Annotated in this window: 13 protein-coding genes; 1 reads left to right on the forward strand and 12 read right to left on the reverse strand. The window is 47.0% G+C overall.

The features are described 5' to 3' along the window. Positions 1–149 precede the first annotated feature (149 nt). The 12 genes from AB4Y93_RS11435 to coxB all read right to left on the reverse strand — a co-directional run bounded on the left by AB4Y93_RS11435 (position 150) and on the right by coxB (position 17,811). A complete protein-coding gene (locus AB4Y93_RS11435) occupies positions 150–6,821 on the reverse strand; it encodes a family 16 glycoside hydrolase (RefSeq protein WP_441891959.1) in 6,672 nt (2,223 codons plus the stop codon). Positions 6,822–7,781: 960 nt separating this feature from the next. After that, positions 7,782–9,083, reverse strand: coding sequence for an ABC transporter permease (locus AB4Y93_RS11440; protein WP_441891961.1), 1,302 nt, complete (start codon positions 9,081–9,083; stop codon positions 7,782–7,784). Next, positions 9,076–9,981: an ABC transporter ATP-binding protein gene (locus AB4Y93_RS11445; RefSeq protein WP_441891963.1), complete on the reverse strand. Its 906-nt coding sequence runs from the start codon at positions 9,979–9,981 to the stop codon at positions 9,076–9,078. The genes AB4Y93_RS11440 and AB4Y93_RS11445 overlap by 8 nt, the downstream gene beginning before the upstream one ends. Before the next feature lie 138 nt (positions 9,982–10,119). Next, positions 10,120–11,019, reverse strand: coding sequence for an ABC transporter ATP-binding protein (locus tag AB4Y93_RS11450; RefSeq protein ID WP_441891965.1), 900 nt, complete (start codon positions 11,017–11,019; stop codon positions 10,120–10,122). 3 nt (positions 11,020–11,022) lie between these two features. Continuing rightward, the gene (locus AB4Y93_RS11455) at positions 11,023–11,412 is read right to left on the reverse strand and encodes a GntR family transcriptional regulator (RefSeq protein WP_441891967.1); all 390 of its coding nucleotides are present in this window, start codon (positions 11,410–11,412) and stop codon (positions 11,023–11,025) included. A gap of 18 nt (positions 11,413–11,430) precedes the next feature. Beyond that, on the reverse strand, positions 11,431–12,165 hold the full coding sequence (locus AB4Y93_RS11460; RefSeq protein WP_441891969.1) for a hypothetical protein: 735 nt from the start codon (positions 12,163–12,165) through the stop codon (positions 11,431–11,433). A gap of 172 nt (positions 12,166–12,337) precedes the next feature. Continuing rightward, positions 12,338–12,799: a DUF420 domain-containing protein gene (locus AB4Y93_RS11465; RefSeq protein ID WP_441891971.1), complete on the reverse strand. Its 462-nt coding sequence runs from the start codon at positions 12,797–12,799 to the stop codon at positions 12,338–12,340. Between the two features lie 96 nt (positions 12,800–12,895). Further along, positions 12,896–13,828 (reverse strand): cytochrome c oxidase assembly factor CtaG, encoded by a 933-nt coding sequence (gene ctaG / locus AB4Y93_RS11470; protein WP_441891973.1) that lies wholly within the window; start codon positions 13,826–13,828, stop codon positions 12,896–12,898. An 83-nt stretch (positions 13,829–13,911) separates the two neighbouring features. Continuing rightward, positions 13,912–14,235, reverse strand: a complete 324-nt coding sequence (locus AB4Y93_RS11475) for a cytochrome C oxidase subunit IV family protein (protein WP_441891975.1) — start codon at positions 14,233–14,235, stop codon at positions 13,912–13,914. A gap of 3 nt (positions 14,236–14,238) precedes the next feature. Continuing rightward, complete coding sequence (locus AB4Y93_RS11480; protein ID WP_441891977.1) at positions 14,239–14,856, reverse strand: cytochrome (ubi)quinol oxidase subunit III; 618 nt, start codon at positions 14,854–14,856, stop codon at positions 14,239–14,241. Further along, a complete protein-coding gene (gene ctaD / locus AB4Y93_RS11485) occupies positions 14,853–16,697 on the reverse strand; it encodes a cytochrome c oxidase subunit I (protein WP_441892535.1) in 1,845 nt (614 codons plus the stop codon). Before ctaD ends, AB4Y93_RS11480 begins: the two co-directional genes overlap by 4 nt. Before the next feature lie 67 nt (positions 16,698–16,764). Further along, positions 16,765–17,811 (reverse strand): cytochrome c oxidase subunit II, encoded by a 1,047-nt coding sequence (coxB, locus tag AB4Y93_RS11490; RefSeq protein ID WP_415639823.1) that lies wholly within the window; start codon positions 17,809–17,811, stop codon positions 16,765–16,767. Positions 17,812–18,170: 359 nt separating this feature from the next. Here coxB and AB4Y93_RS11495 point away from each other — a divergent pair, with 359 nt between their 5' ends. Then, complete coding sequence (locus tag AB4Y93_RS11495) at positions 18,171–18,917, forward strand: hypothetical protein (protein ID WP_441891979.1); 747 nt, start codon at positions 18,171–18,173, stop codon at positions 18,915–18,917. The last annotated feature ends 22 nt before the right edge of the window (positions 18,918–18,939 follow it).

An 18,939-nucleotide genomic window follows, 5' to 3' on the forward strand; every position in this document is an offset into this window, starting at 1 on the left:
TTGTTTGCAATAACATCGTATCATTTAAGAGAGCGCTTAATAATTCAATATGCTCGGTTCCTGAGTTGCAAAATATTCAGAAGGTTCAAGTCGTTCATCATTTAACTGCCAAGGTGACTATCTTATACAAACTTCATCCCGACATGTATTCAATTCGACTGTTTATCAATATAGCCGGTTGACTGAAGCAGACGGCATATCAGTACGGTTGCTTCCCCCCGTGTCAGCGTCGCCGCCGGATTAAGCTCTCCTCCGTCGTTGCCAGTCAAGATGCCGTTTTGAATTAAATTAGCCGCAGCTTCGTGAGCCCATGGGGCTAATTTGCCGACATCCTTGAAGCCAGACAGCGCCTTGGCCTGTTGCTGCGAAGTAAGTGGATGAGTAAATTCGCCTTGAATCAGCTTCATTGAACGGTATATAGCGACTATTGCCTGCTCCCGTGATATCAGATCACTCCCGTGGAACGTACCGTCCTCATAGCCTTCAAAGATATCATATTTCTTGAGTGTCGAAGCGACTACAAAATCCGCGCTCCCCGTATCCATCAGCCCTAGGCCACGTGCTGTTATGGTTGCGAACTGTTCGCGCGTAATCTCCCCATTGGGAAGGAAGTGTCCCTGTCCAACGCCGTTAATCAGAAGTCTCTCCCCAGCCATATGAATGACGTTGTTCGCCCAATTATCCRCTGTATCAGAGAAAGCGCCTTGACCAGAAGCGAGTGCGTATGTGCGGAGGCCGCTCCTCTCCTGCGCCTTTGCATACTTCACACCATCAACTTTTACTATGGTCGTAGGCAGATGACTTGCAGTTCCATCGGACTGAATCGATACAGCGGTTAACGCCGCCGAATCCCCCATACCATCGGGAAGCGACAGCAGTACAGGATTGTAACGATTAAATTGCAATACCTGTCTTTTGTCGTCCACCAAGCGGACCAAATCGACAGCGAGGGGGGCGCTCAGCAACTTGTATCCGCCAGCTGCCGCCTTTTCCTTAGAAACGGCAATCAGTTCTTTGTCTGCCTTCCGGATCGAGAGCTCAATCGGAGCGAGAACCGTATTTGTCGTGCTTTGTGTTGACTCTAGGTCCAAACCTGCGGGTTGGAGCGCTATTATCGCTTGAGGTGTATGGATCGTTAACACCGCCTGCGACGCTGCCAACCGCTTAAGGTCCTTCACTGTTAAACCTTTAATCAATACATCTTGAGGTTTTTTAACTTTTATATCCATTTTCGGAACGTCGATCGCTCCTAGCAAAGTGTTAAGCTTGCCGTCGTCAATGGTGATCTCGATCATCGGTTTCCCGTCCCGGGAGATCTCCTTGATGTGAGCAAAATCAGATGTCTTGCCATCTGCAAGCAACTCGGCAATGTCATTGGCTACTGAGCCTGCCTCTGATCCCTTACCTTCATTAATCGGATCCCCGCCATTTCCGCCATCACTCGGCTCGACGGGGGGGTTAATTTCTTGCATCCGCCATTGTTGACTCGAATCGGTGACGTCTTTTGCGACAAGGGCGATATCTCCTGTTACGTTTGCCTTCAACGACAGTTCGGGATTTTTCTTGGAAGTGATTGAATACGTCCCATTTTCGTTTTCGATCAACTGCCAGCGCTGATTATCGTACCCGAGATAAGGATAGAGCTGAATAATATTCTGGCCCGTATCCCAATCCAGCGCCTTACCGCTCGACGCGGATCGAATCGAATAGTCACCGTTTGCAAGCGGCACGATGACCCATTGCTCATTGTTTCCGCCTGAGTAGACTACGGATTTCAGTCGCGCAAAGTTGTCTTGAGAATCGACGCCCAATACACGGCCGTCCGCTACACTCGTAAGGCTATATTTCCTCGTATCGGGCAGTGTATCTCCGGCTACAATCGTATTTTGATAATAGACGTAACCTCCAAAAACATTCAATCCGAAGTATCCTTGGCTGTAAGTATCGTCAATAAGATGAATGACCTGCTCTCCATCCAGTTCAATGTGAATTAATCTGCCCGTTGCCACGATCTTGACATGGTAACTCCGGTTTCTATCCAGTACGCGAGGAACTTTGGCCAATACCATACGATCCTCGACGTCCGATTTACCGGGAGCTTTGTAGAAAAGTCGCAACATTCGCAGATTGGGATCCAGATTAAAATAATATCCTGCTGTTCCGTCCGCATTTGCCCTAAATAGAATAGAGGCGGCACCACTATCGGTAAGCTTGACATCGGTCTCATATACGAAGTCCGCCGCCTGTTTGGTTGACATGTAAGCCGCATCAGAGCCATAGAAGCCGCGAATACCTTGCGCTGTCGGAACCCATTCCGAAAGTGGATAAGCCTTCCAGTCCTTCAAGTTAGTCGTAAAGGCTCCGACCGACACCTTAAAGGTTCGTTTCACTGCTCCGTTCGCCAAAGCTACCGTTACGCTTGTCTCACCTTGTGCAATAGCCTTCACAACCGCAACGCCAGCCCCGTCTGTAGTTACAGTGGCAACGGAGGGATTTGCCGATGTCCAGATCAGCTTTTTATCCGTTGCTGTATAGGGTACAGCCGTGGCATACATACGACTCTCTTCTCCAACGCCAATCTCAACGGAATCCCTATCCAGCCGGATTTCACTTGCAACTGTTGTTCCGTCTAACGTAGCTGGCTTCCAAACATTACGCAGCGGATATACTTTCAACGAGACGACTTTGATCTCTCCGCCTTTAGCATACAAACTTAGACCGTTCCTAGCGCCGTCCGGGAATATTAATTCGGTAAAGGTCTTTTTGCCTCCATCTGCAAATACTTCAAACGAAGATTCGTCAATCAAGAGCCGCAAGCTGATGGTGCGGTTGACCGGCTTGACAATTGCCTCATGAAGGGTTGTAAATTTATCCGAAAAATTATTGAATCCAGCTTTCGAGCGATCCACAAACAGCGTACTTGTAGCTGATCGATAACCTACAACCGTCTTTTGATCTCCGCCCTCGCGCACCTGAAACCCAAACTCCGACGCCGCTCCTGATTCAGGCAGCTCCAGCTCCGCCTCGACTTCGTAGGCGCTTCCGGAAAAGCCAGTTAGAAGGTTTGTCGTCTGTGGCGTCACGCTCTCGTTACTCCAGGTCAGTGGTTCGCCTTGCAACGATTCCAGCTCGCTCACGGGCCGCTGGGCAAGACGAAGCCCCTCATCCGTATCTACCAGATAAAGCTCACGAGGTATCGACAGTTCGCCTTTCCAGGGTGAAGTAGGAAAGCTGAACGGGTAGTCCCAGTTCGTCATCCACGCCATCATTATACGTCGGTTGTTTGGGGCATTCTGAAACGTCATGGAAGCGTACATTTCTTTACCGTACTCTATTTTAAGCATTGTTCTGACCGGATTGTCATTGACGAACTTACCATCCTTTGTCAATTCTCCAATAAAGTAACGGCTTTCCGAACCTTGCGTCTTCGGATTTGCTCCCGTGCTGATCATTAGCACCCATTTACGTACCGTGCCGCCCTCTACCGTAAGAGGGAAGAGGTCGGGGCACTCCCAAACGCCTTCCTGCCATTCGCCCCCAACAGAAATCTCATTGAATCCGAATTGATCGGTGCGCTGCCAATGAATCAAATCGACGGAAGTTAGAAAATGAATATTGTCGCCACCAGAGATGACCATGACCCAGCGGTTGTTCTCATCATCGCGCACGACCTTCGGATCGCGGAAGTCCCAGCCGCCATCTTTGCCGCCGGGATTAGGAACGATAGCTTCGTTGCCATAGTACTCCCATGTTCGGCCGTTGTCCTTGCTGTAGGCCATGCCCACCTTCTGATTGCCGCCGGGTTTATCGGGATTGTACGACGTATAGTAGGCTATAAGGCCTTGACCGCCTACATCCCCAAATAAGCCTGAATCATTATTAAGATCGGCTACCACTGAGCCAGACCAGATGTGGCCCAGATCGTTCCACTTCAAAGCGATAGGCATCTTCTTCCAGTGCAGCAAATCCGTGCTGATCGAATGCGCCCACTGACCTCCGTCCTGATGGAACAAATGGTATTCCCCTTTGAAATAGACAAGTCCGTTAGGATCGCTCGCAGAACCTCGAACAGGCGAGTAATGATATTCAGGACGGTATAGTTCTTCATAATACTGGTCTAATGGTGTTGCGTATATATTTTGAAAATAGGATATGCCATCTTTCACTGCTATCCCAACGACATCTTCGCTAAATTCGTTCTCCAGCCCCTCCCACTCCAATACAGGGGCCGCATATCCATCCACATACACCGTTATCGAAGCGCCTTTTATGATCGCCTCTATGTGGTGCGGTTTGCCAGTGGAAAGCTCCGGCGCTTCGCTTTCGGCCTCGACAGTCACATTGTTCCGGTCTTTTTTCAACAGGGATATCGCATGATCCGGTCCCGCTGCAAGCAGATACCCTCGCGTGCCATCCACGCTAGCCCGTAACTGCAGAGCCGCCGTCACGCCTGGCGTTTCTTTCCCCCTGATGAGATCGCCTTCCAGTATCAGGTCGCCATCATCTTCCGAAGCGCTCTGCGGTACGAGCGCCGTCCGAATCGACCATTCGCCATTCTCACTGTCCCCCCGGATGCCATTTAAGTGAGGTTGCCAAATGCCGCTAACTGTGTTCCAGTTTTGCAGATTTGTTGCAGGCTCGTTCACCATCACGCTCTGAAAATACACAGATCCTCCATGGCTATACAGCCCCAAACGCCCACTGGCGTATGTAGATGTTTGTGCCTGCAGCAAGGGGTCGTATTTCCCGTCCCAATACACTTTCACGGTATGCCCTTCGGCTTTTAGGCGTAGTCGGTACGTTACTTCCGTCGTGATGACAACAGGCGCCTCAGCCAACAGTTCACTTCCCCTGGCCTCATTCAAAGAGAAAAGACGAAGCTTCTGAGACCCTAGATCCAGTTCTGCCAGATACCCGTTTCTCCCGGTGTTATCCGCACGCAACAACAGCCCCGCTGAAGCCCCGGGCGTGACGATCTTCAGATCCGCTTCGTACTCCAAGTCACTACCGGTCGTCGTCGCGAGTGCGGAGAGATGACCTTGGGAGCTAAGCTTAAGTCCGTTCGCATCGGAGCTCGCATCTCCAATTCCGCGGAGCTGCCAGCCCTCTAAGTTGCTTTTCAATCCGTTCCAATGTACGGATGGGTCATCTACGTAAATATTTTGAAAGACGACGGTCGCATCATAGACATGTAAGCCGAACAGGCCGCTAGCGTAGGAGGCGTCCTCGGCACTCAAGACCGGGACCGCCTCTCTGTTCCAGTACACCCGCAACTGCGAGCCTTCTGCCACTGCCTTCAAATGATAGGCTTGACCTGTAGCCCATTCGACTTCCACTTCCTTATAAAGCCGGCCAGGCGAACTTTCATTTGAATTGAGCAGCCTGATCGTCGCCTTGCCAGGAGAATCACCGCGCACGATCTGCACCATGTACGACTCCCAACCACTATCATTCGATCTTAGCACCAGCGAGGCAACGCCTTGTTCGCTCTTAAAGGCGATATCGGCTTCAAAAGCCGCATCAGCTACCGTCTTGTCCGACATGGTAAAGAAATTGCCGTCCGAAGATAGCTTGAGCCCTTCTGCCGTTTCTTCAAACGTCCCGGTTTCCTTCTGTGACCAGCCTCCGACATTTGAAGATACTCCCGGATAAGGGGCGTTAAGATCCTTGATCATCACATGCTGGAACACGGCTTGGGTGTTATAAACATGAAGACCAATTCGCCCACTCGAGTAAGCGCTATCATTTATACTGAAAACAGGTGTTTCCTCACCGTTCCAGTATACGTTCAGCTTCTCCCCCTCAGCCCTGACCTGGAGTTTGTACACCGTATTTATATCTATTTCTACGTTCTGCTCTTGAAAAAGCCGATTAGGCGCCTGATCATCCGAATTTAACAGACGCAGCTTATCTTGGGCTGGATCCAGTTGAACCATATAAGACTTCCAGCCGTTGTCGTTGGACCGGAAAACGAGTGAACCAACACCGCTATCCTTGGCGAACTTTACATCCGCATCTATTTGAGAATTATCGGAAATCGCTTCGTCGATTGCAAAATAATTGCCTGAAGAATCGAGCTTGAGCCCTTCTTCCGTATCTTCGTGGGAGCCTGAATCCCCGCCATAGCCCCAACCCGTCAGATTCGTTTGGAAGCCCGGAACAGACGAGGTAATCTGCTCGGCGTTCACGTTCTGAAGCAGAACATCGCCATCCCATACAAGAATGCCGAGCTGTCCTGTTCCCCGGGAACTATTTGTCACATCAAATATTGGCGTCTCTATGGAGCCGAAATAAACTTTAATGGAGGTATCCTCGGCAACGACACTTAGCTTGTAAGAGGTATCCGTCACAAGTGGAGAAGCAGGAGTATAGGTATTGGTTAACCCGCCCGGCCCCGTCAATCGGATCGCGTTTTGCGAAGGCTCGAGCTGAAGCTTGTAGGAATCCCAACCACTCGCGTCAGCACGGAATACCAACGATGCATGACCATTATTGCTCTTGAATGTCATTTCCGCATCATAACGGAAATTTGTCCAATTGCCTTCTGCTAGCATCATCGTGTTTTGGGCGGCAGAAGATATCAGCTTCCCGCCTGGAACGTCTGACCAATCAATCCCTTCCTTTTTTGTCCAACCAGACAGATTGGAACTCCAACTAGTCTCCCCGTTCGTAGTTACATCCTTGTCAATCGTTTGCACCCCGGCCTTGCTCTGATCGATGGATTCTTCTGCTTTAACTGGAGTCACTACCTGCAGAAATAGGGTTAATACCAGCGTAAGCGACATAAACAACTTGAATGCTCCCGAATACCTTTTCCTCAACTATGAACAACCCCCTTTGTAAGTTTATCATCAATTTAATCTAGCCTGCTTTGGAATGATTTCAATTTGATCTGATCTGTTCTTTTGATTTTTGGAGCATATAAAATCATTCAGGAGATAGCCAGAAAATTTAAAGAATAAAACAGAGCACTATGAAAGGAAACCGATGAAAATCTAACTACAGTACACGATAGGTGGAGAGAAACGTTTTTACATATTCAGAAAAATATAAGCGCTTACAAATCTCGGATTAAGAAGGGAGGAATTAAACAAACCCCGTCCGTCATGAAAATACAAAAAACTCAAGGAGGAAAACCATGAACGATGGGTCGGATTCAACCTTGCTCTGAAAACTTCAGGTATTAAACCTGATGACAGTTATAGCATCACCGAAGCAGACCGGTTAATAGCAGACCCTAAATGGCTTGAGCAGAGGATTCATGAGATGGAGGCATTACCAGATGCGATGCGCTCGTATGCGCGAATGATTTTATTGCCATTAACGTCATAGATTCTGTTTTTTTAAATACACCCGATCCACTTCTTATATGACTTCCATCGAGCCTTATTTTGGAACATCTTTATGTTATAAGGTTGGTGGAGTTATGTTGATTCTTAGTATTATCGTGTTTAATTTCATAATCTGGATAGTTGCATTATCCTGCCCGTCACTTAACGAAGTTCCGGCGGTCTTAAACTTTTTTCTCAGTCTACACGTTACTTTTCAATCTAATCCTTAATTTTCTTGGACATTAAGAAATGATCTTGCATGGAGAGCCCTGTATAAGTACCTATTTTGAAAACCCACCAAAATCAGAGGCTAATAATAATTACTCAACGAAAAACGAGCCTTAGAAGCGACTCTAGAGGCTCGTTTTTCGTTGATTCTATTCTTTTTCTAAAGAAATGGACTTTTGCAGTGGTCTCAGTACGTATCCCAACAATCCAAGTATTTCTTTATTAAACCTTATAAGCTCTCATCGCTTTTCTAAGCTCTTTCCAGCTCGGCCGTTTACCGTACAGCAGTACGCCGGTCCGATAGATCTTCGCCGACAGCCAGCCTGCTGCGTAAATGCTCACAACCAGGATCGCTATCGATACGAGCACCTGCCAGATTGGCGGGCTTGCGAGTCCCACTCGCAGCAGCATAACGAACGGCGAGAAGAACGGGATAAATGAGGTTACCTTTACAAGCATCGTATCGGGATTAGAAATACTGAATGTCGTGATATAAAAACCGGCAAGCGACAGCATCGTGATCGGCATGACCGCCTGACCTAAATCCTCGGTGCGGCTGACGATTGAACCAACTGCGGCGAATAGGCATGCGTAGACCAAGAAGCCCAATACATAGAACAGCAAGCCATATACGAGCAGAGTCGGATCTACTTTGGACAAGTCGATGTCATATTGCTGGAACGCCGAGTTATTATGCGGCAAGTTTATGTTAATGATTACGACAACAACATAAGCCAGAATTTGCGTCAGCCCTACGACGAATATGCCGAATATTTTACCAAACATCTGCTTAAGCGGCGATACACTTGTTACGATGATTTCCATTACTCGCGAGCTTTTCTCAGCCGTAATTTCTGAGGCAATCATTTGTCCCGAGATCATAATTCCGAAGAACAATAACATGAGCAGGAACGTTACAAAACCGATATCGACCCCTTTTTGGGCCTCTGTCTTGCCTGTACCAGCACCATCTGCTGAAATCTGCAACGCGTTAATAACAACCGGACTGAGCAGCATTGTCTTCTGTTCATCGGTCAACCCGCTGTTTTTGAGCACCATTTCTGTCTTCACGACTTGAATGCCCTGTTCAAGTGTCTGTCTTGTCTTATCACTTAGCTGCTTCTCCGATTTATAAGTAAGGTCAGGCAAACCAGACTCGTTAACTGAACTAAACAAGAGGTAGCCTTTAATGGTCTTATCTGCGACCGCATCTCTCAGAACCTTCTCATTCTGCTCGGTTGAGCCTGCGTCCGGGAATTCGATCAACTTAATAGCCGGCTTCTCCTGACCTGCATAGGTTTCTCTAAGCTGCTCCGCAATCTTGGTTCCTTCTATTGCTCTAGCATCTATCGCATAACCAATACTTGTGGCTTTGCCGCTGCTCTTATCAAACAACGAAATAATATAAGGCAAGTTAGCACCAATACATAAGATAACAACAAAGATCAAAGTCGTAATCAGAAAAGACTTCCCTTTAAACTTATTTTTCATTGTAAAGCCTGCTACTGTCCAGAAACTATTCATGCAAATCACCGCCTACCGCTTTAATAAAGATTTCGTTTAACGTTGGCTCCATAATTTCGAACTTATTAACGATCGTCTGTTCAAGTGCAAGACGTAAAATATTCGCTGCCGCTGCTTCATTCTCAATGCCTACTTCATAGCCGTATTCATGCTTCTGTACACCTGTAACACCGCTGATCCCATCAAGGCCTGCAACCTCATCTTCCGTACGCAAGACTACCTTTTCACGTGGATAACGTTTCTTAATCTCTCTTATACTACCTTGCAGAACTGGATTCGAGCGGTGAAGAATCGTAATGTTCCGGCACAGCTCTTCCACATGCTCCATACGGTGAGTCGAGAACAGCATCGACGTTCCGGAATCCCGAAGCTCCTTAACCGTAGACTTGAGCAGTTCAACGTTCACTGGATCAAGGCCGCTGAAGGCTTCATCCAAAATAACGATACGAGGACGATGAATGACGGAAGCGATAAACTGGATTTTCTGCTGATTGCCCTTGGACAGCTCCTCGACTCTCTTCCCGTAATATTCCGGCACTTCAAACCGATCAAGCCACTGCTTCAGACTAGCATCTGCATCCTTCTTCAACATCCCGCGCAGCTGCGCGAGATAGATTAATTGGTCGCTCACCTTCACCCGTGGATATAACCCGCGCTCTTCCGGCAAATAACCAAGCATGCGGAGCTGCTCTTTCGTATATGGTTTTCCATTGTACAAAATCTTTCCTTCGTCCGGATAAATCAGTCCAAGTACCATTCGCATCGTAGTTGTTTTGCCGGCACCATTTGCTCCCAGCAATCCGTAAATCTCTCCCTCTTCAACCTGAAAGCTGATCCCGTTGACCGCTTTTTTATCTCCATACTGCTTATGCACCTGGTCTACTACTAATGGCTTCATCTTCTATTCCTCCTAAAAAGAATGATCACACAAACAGCTAGGATTAGCTGTTCGTGATGATTCTTACTTCGAAAGCATATGCTTAAAGAATGATCACACAAACAGCTGTCGATTCTTACTTCGAAAGCATTCTCATGACTATGATCTCAATCTTGTCCGTTCCTGTTCTACCAATACGGCTAAAATATCATCCAGTTGCAGTGTCTGCCGATGGGTGATCGTAATCTCTTCCTTCTCGCACCACACCTCTGCCTCTGGAGCCCGCCGTGTAATCACCCGCAGCATACCGCCACCAGCCTGTTCAATTCCGCATTGCCCAGGCATCATCTCTGCAATTTTACGATCACCTTGCATATAGAAAGCATGCCAGTTGCCAAACAACTCATCCTTCTCGTATACACCCAGCACCCGCCCATGAATCATAAATACGATATAATCGGCGAGCCGCTTCACTTCTTCAACAATATGGGAAGCCATCAAAATCGTACGGTCACCAGGCTCCATGTAGCGATGCAGCACATCGATCATCGTTCGCCAAGCCAGCGGATCAAGCCCAGAGGAAGGCTCATCGAGAAGCAGCAGCTCGGGATGATGGGATAGCACCAAGGCCAACTCGTATTTGCGCCGCATCCCTTTGGACATCCTGACCAGCTTAATACTGTCATCTACTTCAAATAGCCGAAGCAGCTCCTGATAGCGGTTGACATCCCAGTTCGGGTACCACTTCTTCACAAAATCCGTTTTAAAGGAAGCCTTAACTTTATCATCATGCTGCGAGAACAATTCCGGCAGATAGCCTACTTTGCCTTTCGTTTGCCAATCTTCCTCCCTCGCGATGCTCTCACCAAGCAGATATATGTCACCCTTATCCGGTTTCATCAAATCGAGGATCAGCCGGAATGTGGAGCTTTTGCCTGAACCATTTGGCCCTACAATGGCAGTCACATAGCCTCTCGGCACTTCAAGGTGAATAGGTCCCAGTTGAAAATGTGGGCGTCTCAACTCCACATCTATCAGACTTATCGCATTGTCCGTCATCCTTTACCCCCCATATTTTCGCTTAAGTATCTCTTGGAACAGCTCCATCAGCTCTTCCTTCGTACATTGCACAAGCTTACCGGCATCAATAGCCGACTCTATTCCTTCAATTACAGCATCCAGACGAAATCGGTCCATCGCATTCTGTTCGATGCGGGCTACATAAGTTCCGGTTCCTTGTTTCGTTCGAAGAAGTCCTTCATTCTCAAGATCCTGATAGACACGCCGTACGGTAATGACACTGCATTTGAGCAGCTGCGCAAGCTCCCTTATGGAGGGTAATAAAGTTCCTTCTTCCAGCTGCCCGCTTACGATCAGTGCTCTTAGTTGCACTTCAATCTGGTAATAGAGCGGTTCCGCACTTTGTTCGTTAATATGAATTGGCAGCCACACGGCTTCACCCTCTTCCAATCAGGAGCTTATCGATATTTTCTTATTTATATAATGACGATGCTTAAGCCGCTTCTTGATGATCCTAAATCCCGAGAATAAGGTAATGACGCATACAAGAAAAGCTGCTGCCGTATACCACCAGTGCCCCTCTTTGACTTCATTGAGAAGACCCAGCACAACGCTGGCCTTAGCGAGGCCAATCACCAGACAAATCAAGGCAAACACCACAACACTGATATAGCAGAATAACGCGTATACTTTTCCCGTATGTCCAATTTCCCAATACACATAAGTAACCGCCATCGATAACGCATAGAAGTACCAAAATAAAGCGAATAAAAGATAAGCACCAATTGAAATTTGATCATGTAGACGGTCAACGAGTATATATTGAAAAGTGAAAAATAACGTAAGCACCACCGTCAGTACAATAACCAGCTGCATCAATCTGCCTATTACCAGTTGAGTAAGTGGAATTGGCAGTGTCCTCCACTCCGCCAGTTTACCTGTGAAGGTGTCATCCTTCCAGAACTTCATCGTTGTTCGATTCATGACAAATCCGAGACTTGGAAACGTTACGATGAAGACAGTGTCCAGTATCCATGGCAGTGCTTTAGCACCATCCTCATCGTTGTATACTCCAATAGTGATCAAAGAGAGATATACGCAAAATAAAGCGGTAAATACGATCCCAATCCAGTCTCTGCTTAGCTCATGCTTGGCAATATGCCAAGCTCCTTGCCGCGTATTCAAATGCCCCTCTCCTTCCAAAGCACAGTCATTATACTGTATATATTCATAAGCACAGTATATGTGCAGAAAAGGTAAGAGTCAACAGATATTACCAAAAATTCTTCTAACGATTTAAAAAAAGAATGCCTGTCTCTAAAACTGAGAGTCAGGCATTCTTTTTTTAAATGTTCTACTAGCCAAAAATGGCATCAATCATCGGTTTAGTATGTCCACCCGGATACATCATGTAGAGAAGGATATATACGGCAACACCTGTTATGGCGGTAAAGAACCAAATCACCGAAGTAACACGTCCCCACTTCCTGTGCTTCGCAAATTTGCTGTTAAAACCTAGCACAAGTGTTGTTATACCGAACCCCGCCGCAACCGTAGCTAGGACGATGTGGAAGATCAGGAAGGTTAAGTAATACGGCTTCAGATTATCTGGTCCACCCCATTCAGTATTACCAACAATAATCGTCCGTGATGAGTAGATGATGAAGAATATAACCGCAGCAATAGCCGCTGCAATCATTACCTTCTTATGTTGATCGAGCTTCCGTTTAATTGCCAGATTCCAGCCGATCGCGACCAGAATCGCACTAATGACAATAAAGGTTGTACTGATCGTAGGAAAAAGTGTGTACTTGTCCAATGGTTATCCCACCTAAAAAGAATTATCACACGAATGTCTAAGACTAGATGTTCGTGATGATTCTTGCATCGTAAGCAAACGCTCTGCTCTGCTCTATTATACCGTGCCTTTATTCAAGTTGGGTAACTCAATTGGCGCTTCATTTGTCACATTTGTTACATCGTCATCCTTATGCTCACGTTTGAACCAATGGAAGAAGATATAGGCCAATATTACGCCATACATGAACTCTTGCAGCAGCTTCATGACGATACCGCCAAGCTGTTGATCCTCCGCCGGACTGGAAAGAAGATTAAAGAACTGCGGACCACTAAACTTCTCAAGCAGCACGGATGGATCACCGGATACGCAATACCCCATTGCTTTCACCCAAGTATCGGGATCACTATACACTGCATACATCGGAGTGCTGGCGAAAATAATAAAGGCACATGCAGGTGTTAATAATACACCATTCGCAAATACGTAAGCCATCTTCTTCAGATCAGTCAGTCGATTCCAAGCAGGAACAGGGTTCGCAATCTGCGCCCACATCAACATGGCAGCAACTAGCAAGATAAGATAGACAAGTCTGTGAAGCCAAAAATGCGTCATCACGTAGTCATTGATAAGCGGCACATGGTACATGGAGAACAGCATATTAAACATTAAAATCGAAGCGATTGGATGCATCATAAAGCTAAGCTTCTTCCAGCTTTGGGCAGCAAACATACGCAGCCAAATGAAGCTGGGAATCGAGAGAAGCAGCATAGGCGGCACAATCAAATATGAGACAGACATATCGATCATATGGAACGTAAACATCATGTGGCCCATCAGGTTGAAAGGCCCTCCTTGTACAAGGTAGAACATGATTGCTGCAGCTACGAACATGATCTTTTGCCACATCGTTGCCTTATCTTCCTGTGGTGCATGCTTCTCCCGCCATGGTCCGATCAGATAGAAGTAGAGAATCACAACGGCGATCATGAAGAACATAAACCATGGGGTCCACAACTCTTCAAAGCTGAAATATTGTAAGCCTAGCATTGATGACAGCTCCTTTCAAATATCTGCAAAAGAGGAGGGACCCGAAAGCTGGGAACCCTCCTCTTTTCAATTATGCGTTAATGTTACCACCAAGCCCAATACTCAGCCATGATAACACAAGTGAATACGACGAATACGCCAAACAAAATACCGATTATCGCGAAAGTGTGACCGCGATCCTTCATATGCATCCAGAACGCCATCTGTACAAAGACTTGCAAGATTGCGCAGCCGATAAGAATGATGTAAATGAAGTCTTTGTTAATCTCACCGCCGGCAACTGCCGCGAATGCGATCAGTGTCAGCAGGATCGAGAAGATAAAGGAAATGATGTGTTTCTTAGGCCCTTCGACCTTATGGCGTACCGGACGTTGTTCCTCCGTGGTGTTGGAGAGATTGCTTGCCATGGATTAGCCCACCTTTCCCATCAGGTAAACGACGGTGAAGATAAATACCCAGACAACATCGATAAAGTGCCAGTAGATGCCGGCCACGTATGCTTTAGGGGCTGTTACGACCGTCAGGCCTTTCTTCATCAATTGTCCGATCAAGAGCGAGATCCACACGATACCAAACGCTACGTGAGCGCCGTGGAAACCAACCAGCGTATAGAACGAGGAGCTGAATGCACTCGTTGTAAAGCCATGGCCTTCGTGTACATAGTTCGAGAACTCATAAATCTCAAGGCCAAGGAAGCCAAGACCTAGAATAACCGTAATGAGCAACCAGCCGATCATCGCTTTAACCTTTTGCATGTGCAGCGCTTGTGTTGCGAATACGCTCGTCAAGCTGGAAGTTAAGAGCAAGCCGGTTGCAAGTGCAACGAGGGGAAGCTCGAACAGCTCTTGCGACGTCGGTCCATCCAGAACTTGATCTCGGAGTGCCAGGAACGCCGAGAACAGCGTTCCGAACAATACCGTTTCCGCACCAAGGAATAACCAGAAACCAAGAATCTTATTGCGACCCTCAAGGGTTGCTTTTTCAGGCTCATGAGGCAATTGGCCTTCAGTATGGGAATGTGCACTCATGCTTTTACCCCCTTATCTTGCAGTTCTTCCGGTTCGATATGGAAGCCATGATCGTCAATCAGAGAGCGGATAATCATACATGTGAATGTGATGATCAAACCGATACCGCCTACAACAAATCCTGCTTCAATACCAGCAATTTTACCCCATTCGCCATGTGAGTACATAAGACCAAGACCTGTAATAAACAAGCCGATCGCCATGAACAGAGGCAGAATAGATGGGGATGGCATATGGATTGAACCAATCGGCTCAGCCGGTGTCATCTCCGTATGACCATCCATTTTTTCTTTCCAGTATGCATCATAACCGCGAACAAGCGGAGTTTGCTTGAAGTTGTATTCTGGAGCTGGCGAAGGAATCGTCCACTCCAAAGTACGTCCATCTTCCCAAGGATCGTTTGCTGCATTCTTAGGTTTGAATGCAGTAATAACGACATTCAGAAGGAAGAAGATTGTACCAAGACCCATCAGCATTGCGCCAACCGTACTAATCATGTTCATTTCGTTGAATCCAAGTCCGTCCAGATAAGTCCAGATCCGGCGAGGCATGCCCATCAGACCAAGGAAATGCTGGATGAAGAACGTTAAGTGGAAGCCGATAAAGAACGTCCAGAACGTCAGCTTTGCAAGGCCTTCATTCAACATGCGGCCGAACATCTTAGGCCACCAGTAGTGCAGGCCTGAGAAGAGACCAAGTACAAGTCCACCTACGATAACGTAGTGGAAATGCGCAACTACGAAATACGAATCGTGGTACTGGAAATCCGCAGGAGCTGCAGCCAGCATGACGCCGGTTACACCACCCATTACGAACGTTGGGATAAAGCCAACAGCGAACAGGTTCGCTGCAGTGAATTTAATCGAGCCGCCCCACAGAGTGAACAGCCAGTTAAAGATCTTGATACCAGTAGGTACAGCGATCAGCATTGTCGCGATTGAGAACAAGCCGTTCGCAACCGGTCCAAGACCTGTTGTGAACATGTGATGCGCCCATACCATGAAGCCTAGGAAGCCGATCAGGATGGTAGCGAATACCATCGAGCTGTAACCGAACAACCGTTTACGAGAGAATGTGCTGACAACCTCGGAGATAACACCGAAGGCCGGCAGGATGAGGATATAAACCTCAGGATGCCCGAAGATCCAGAAAATATGCTCCCAGAGGACTGCGTTACCGCCGCCTGAAGGGTCAAAGAAGTTTGCATCAAATACGCGGTCGAACATCAAAGCCGCAAGGCCAACTGTCAGCGCTGGGAATGCGAACAAGATCAGTGCTGAAGTAATGAAGACAGACCATGTAAACATTGGCATACGCATGAAGGTCATGCCCGGAGCACGCATATTAATGATCGTTACCAAGAAGTTAATACCACCGACGAGTGTACCAATACCGGCAATCTGCAAGCCGAGTACGTAGTAGTCCATACCATGGTCGCCGTTGAAAGTCGTACCTGAGAGTGGAGCATAAGCTGTCCAGCCACCATCTGGTGCAGAGCCAGTAAACCAGCTTACATTTAGAAGTACTGCGCCAAAGAAGAATGTCCAAAAACCAATTGCGTTTACGAATGGGTACGCAACGTCGCGTGCGCCAATCTGGAGCGGCACGATCGCATTCATCAAAGCGAAGATGACTGGCATCGCCGCTAGGAAGATCATTGTTGTACCATGCATCGTAAGCAGCTCGTTATATGTATCCGCACTAACGAAATCATTAAGCGGCTTCCACAGCTGAATCCGAATAAGTAGTGCTTCCAAACCGCCGACAAGGAAGAAAAAACCTCCGGCGATTAAATACAAAATACCGATTTTTTTGTGGTCAACCGTTGTCAGCCAATCCATCAGGCCGGAATAACGTTTAACCGCATGTCCATGAGCCAAGGTAGGTACCTCCTTTAATCACCGATGATTATTGTTCGTAGTCGAGTTTTAGTTCCGATAAATATTTCGAAATTCCGTCAAGCTCTTGTTGTGTCAAATCAACCTTAGGCATAAGTGTGCCAGGTTTTACAGCCGACGGATCTTCTATCCAACGATGCAGGTTGTCATACGTCGAACCTTCATTGGAATATTTCGGATCATCAGTGTTAACGAGGATACCGCCGACAGTCTCACGGCTGCCAACACCTGTCAGGTTAGGGAATGCTGGACCGCCTTGATCGCCTACAGCGTGGCAAGTCAAACATTTGCTGACAAAGGCTTCTTTAATAGCCGGGTCGCTTGGAAGCGCAGTTGGAGCCTGCAATGCTGCAGTCCAACGGTCAAACGAAGACTCGTCCACCGATTTTACTTTAAAGTCCATAAGGCCATGCGAAGGTCCGCAAAGCTCAGCACATTTACCTAAGTAAACGCCTTCTTTTGGAGCCGAGAAGTACATAATGTTAACGTTTGCTCCTGGGTTTGCATCGATTTTACCGGCAAGAGACGGAATCCAGAACGAGTGAAGAACGTCTGCTGATTTCGCTTCAATGGAAATCGTCTTACCCTTAGGAATAACCAATTCCTGCGCAGTCTTAATACCGAGTTCAGGATACTCGAATTCCCACCAATATTGGTGAGCTGTAACGACAACCTTAACCGCATCCGGATCTTTTGTGTGATCCTTTGAGAGGTTAAATACCGATTGAATAGTTGGTACACCAAGGATAATCAAGAGGATAATCGGAATAACTGTCCAAATAATCTCCAGCTTATGGTTACCTTCTACTTGCTTCGGAATCGTCTTGTCGCCAGGACGTCTGCGGAAACGAATAATTACATAGAAAGAAATCGCAAACACGACAACAATCACGATTAACATGATCGAGATCGCCAGCTTCATCAGTCCGAATTGCTCTTCCGCTACAGGACCTTGGGGCCTCAGCGTGGACAGGTCACTCCGTCCGCATGCCGACAGCACGAGCACCATCAAGGCCAGAAGCGGCGCAAGCTTTCTAAAAAACTGCCACCGATTCATCAATAATCAACCCCACTTTTGACGTTTTCGCAGATGCTATCATCTTAGGAATAATGCGGCAAACTGCGTGTTTCACAGATGTTATGACAACTACTGGAACTAAATCACTTTATTAAATATAAAGTTGCTGTACTTATTTGTCAATGTTCCGCAGAGAGTTCACAAATTGTTCTCAAAGCTGTCAAAAACCCCGTATTTTCATGGCTTCGCGGGTTTGACAAAGCATTTTCTTACACGGTTTCCCTACCCTACATTGTGCACCAAACCCATGGTCAATTATGTATGGAGGTTGAAGCGTATATTTCATCGTTCCCTACAGAACCTATTCCTATAACCGCCCGAATGGAGGCTGATTTGTCTTGAACAAACGAGTGGCCGGATTATTGATTTCTTGTTTACTAATTAGCATGACAGCAGCGTGTGGCTATGAGAAGCAAATCCAAAGCAGTGACCATGATTATGGCAGCCGTAAAGCCGGTGATGCCAAAATGCTTGGAGGTAAGATGTATGGTACTTCTTCCGCAAACAATCCATATCAGCATGACAACACCTTTTTCGAATACAGCAACACGCTTTCTAATGAAGTATCTAAGCTAGGCGGCGTTGGTTCGTCGATTGTCATGCTTACCGACAAGAATGCTTATGTTGGACTTGCCCTTGACTGGACCGCTGTGGGGACAAAAAGTGCAGGCCATACTGATGAGCAAAATCGAAGCGGTTCAAGCGAAGGTGTATACAACCATGATACGGGCAGCCAGCGATGGGATAATCGCCAGCTGGTTAGTCCGTACAACTCCTTATTTACTGTCAATGATCACAGCATGCTGTCAGATGAGCTTAAGCAGACCGTAGCCGTAAAAGTAAGGGAGCTTGCACCTGCTGTTCAGGAAGTGCATATCTCGGCAAATATGGATTTTGTAAATGAACTTAATGAATACGCCAAGCAGGCCTGGATGAATCATTCCTTAACTCCATGGTTGCAAGACTTCAACACCTTGGTGAAGTACCAGTTCGCTGGAGGCGATATTATGCCGCAGCAAATTAAAGATTACGAAAATATGCGTGCCAAACACAGAAGCGGACAGTCCATTATCCCGACAAATTAATCCGCTCAAGCTTAAACGAAAA

The organism is Paenibacillus sp. YAF4_2 (assembly GCF_052113225.1).
GTDB lineage: Bacteria > Bacillota > Bacilli > Paenibacillales > Paenibacillaceae > Pristimantibacillus.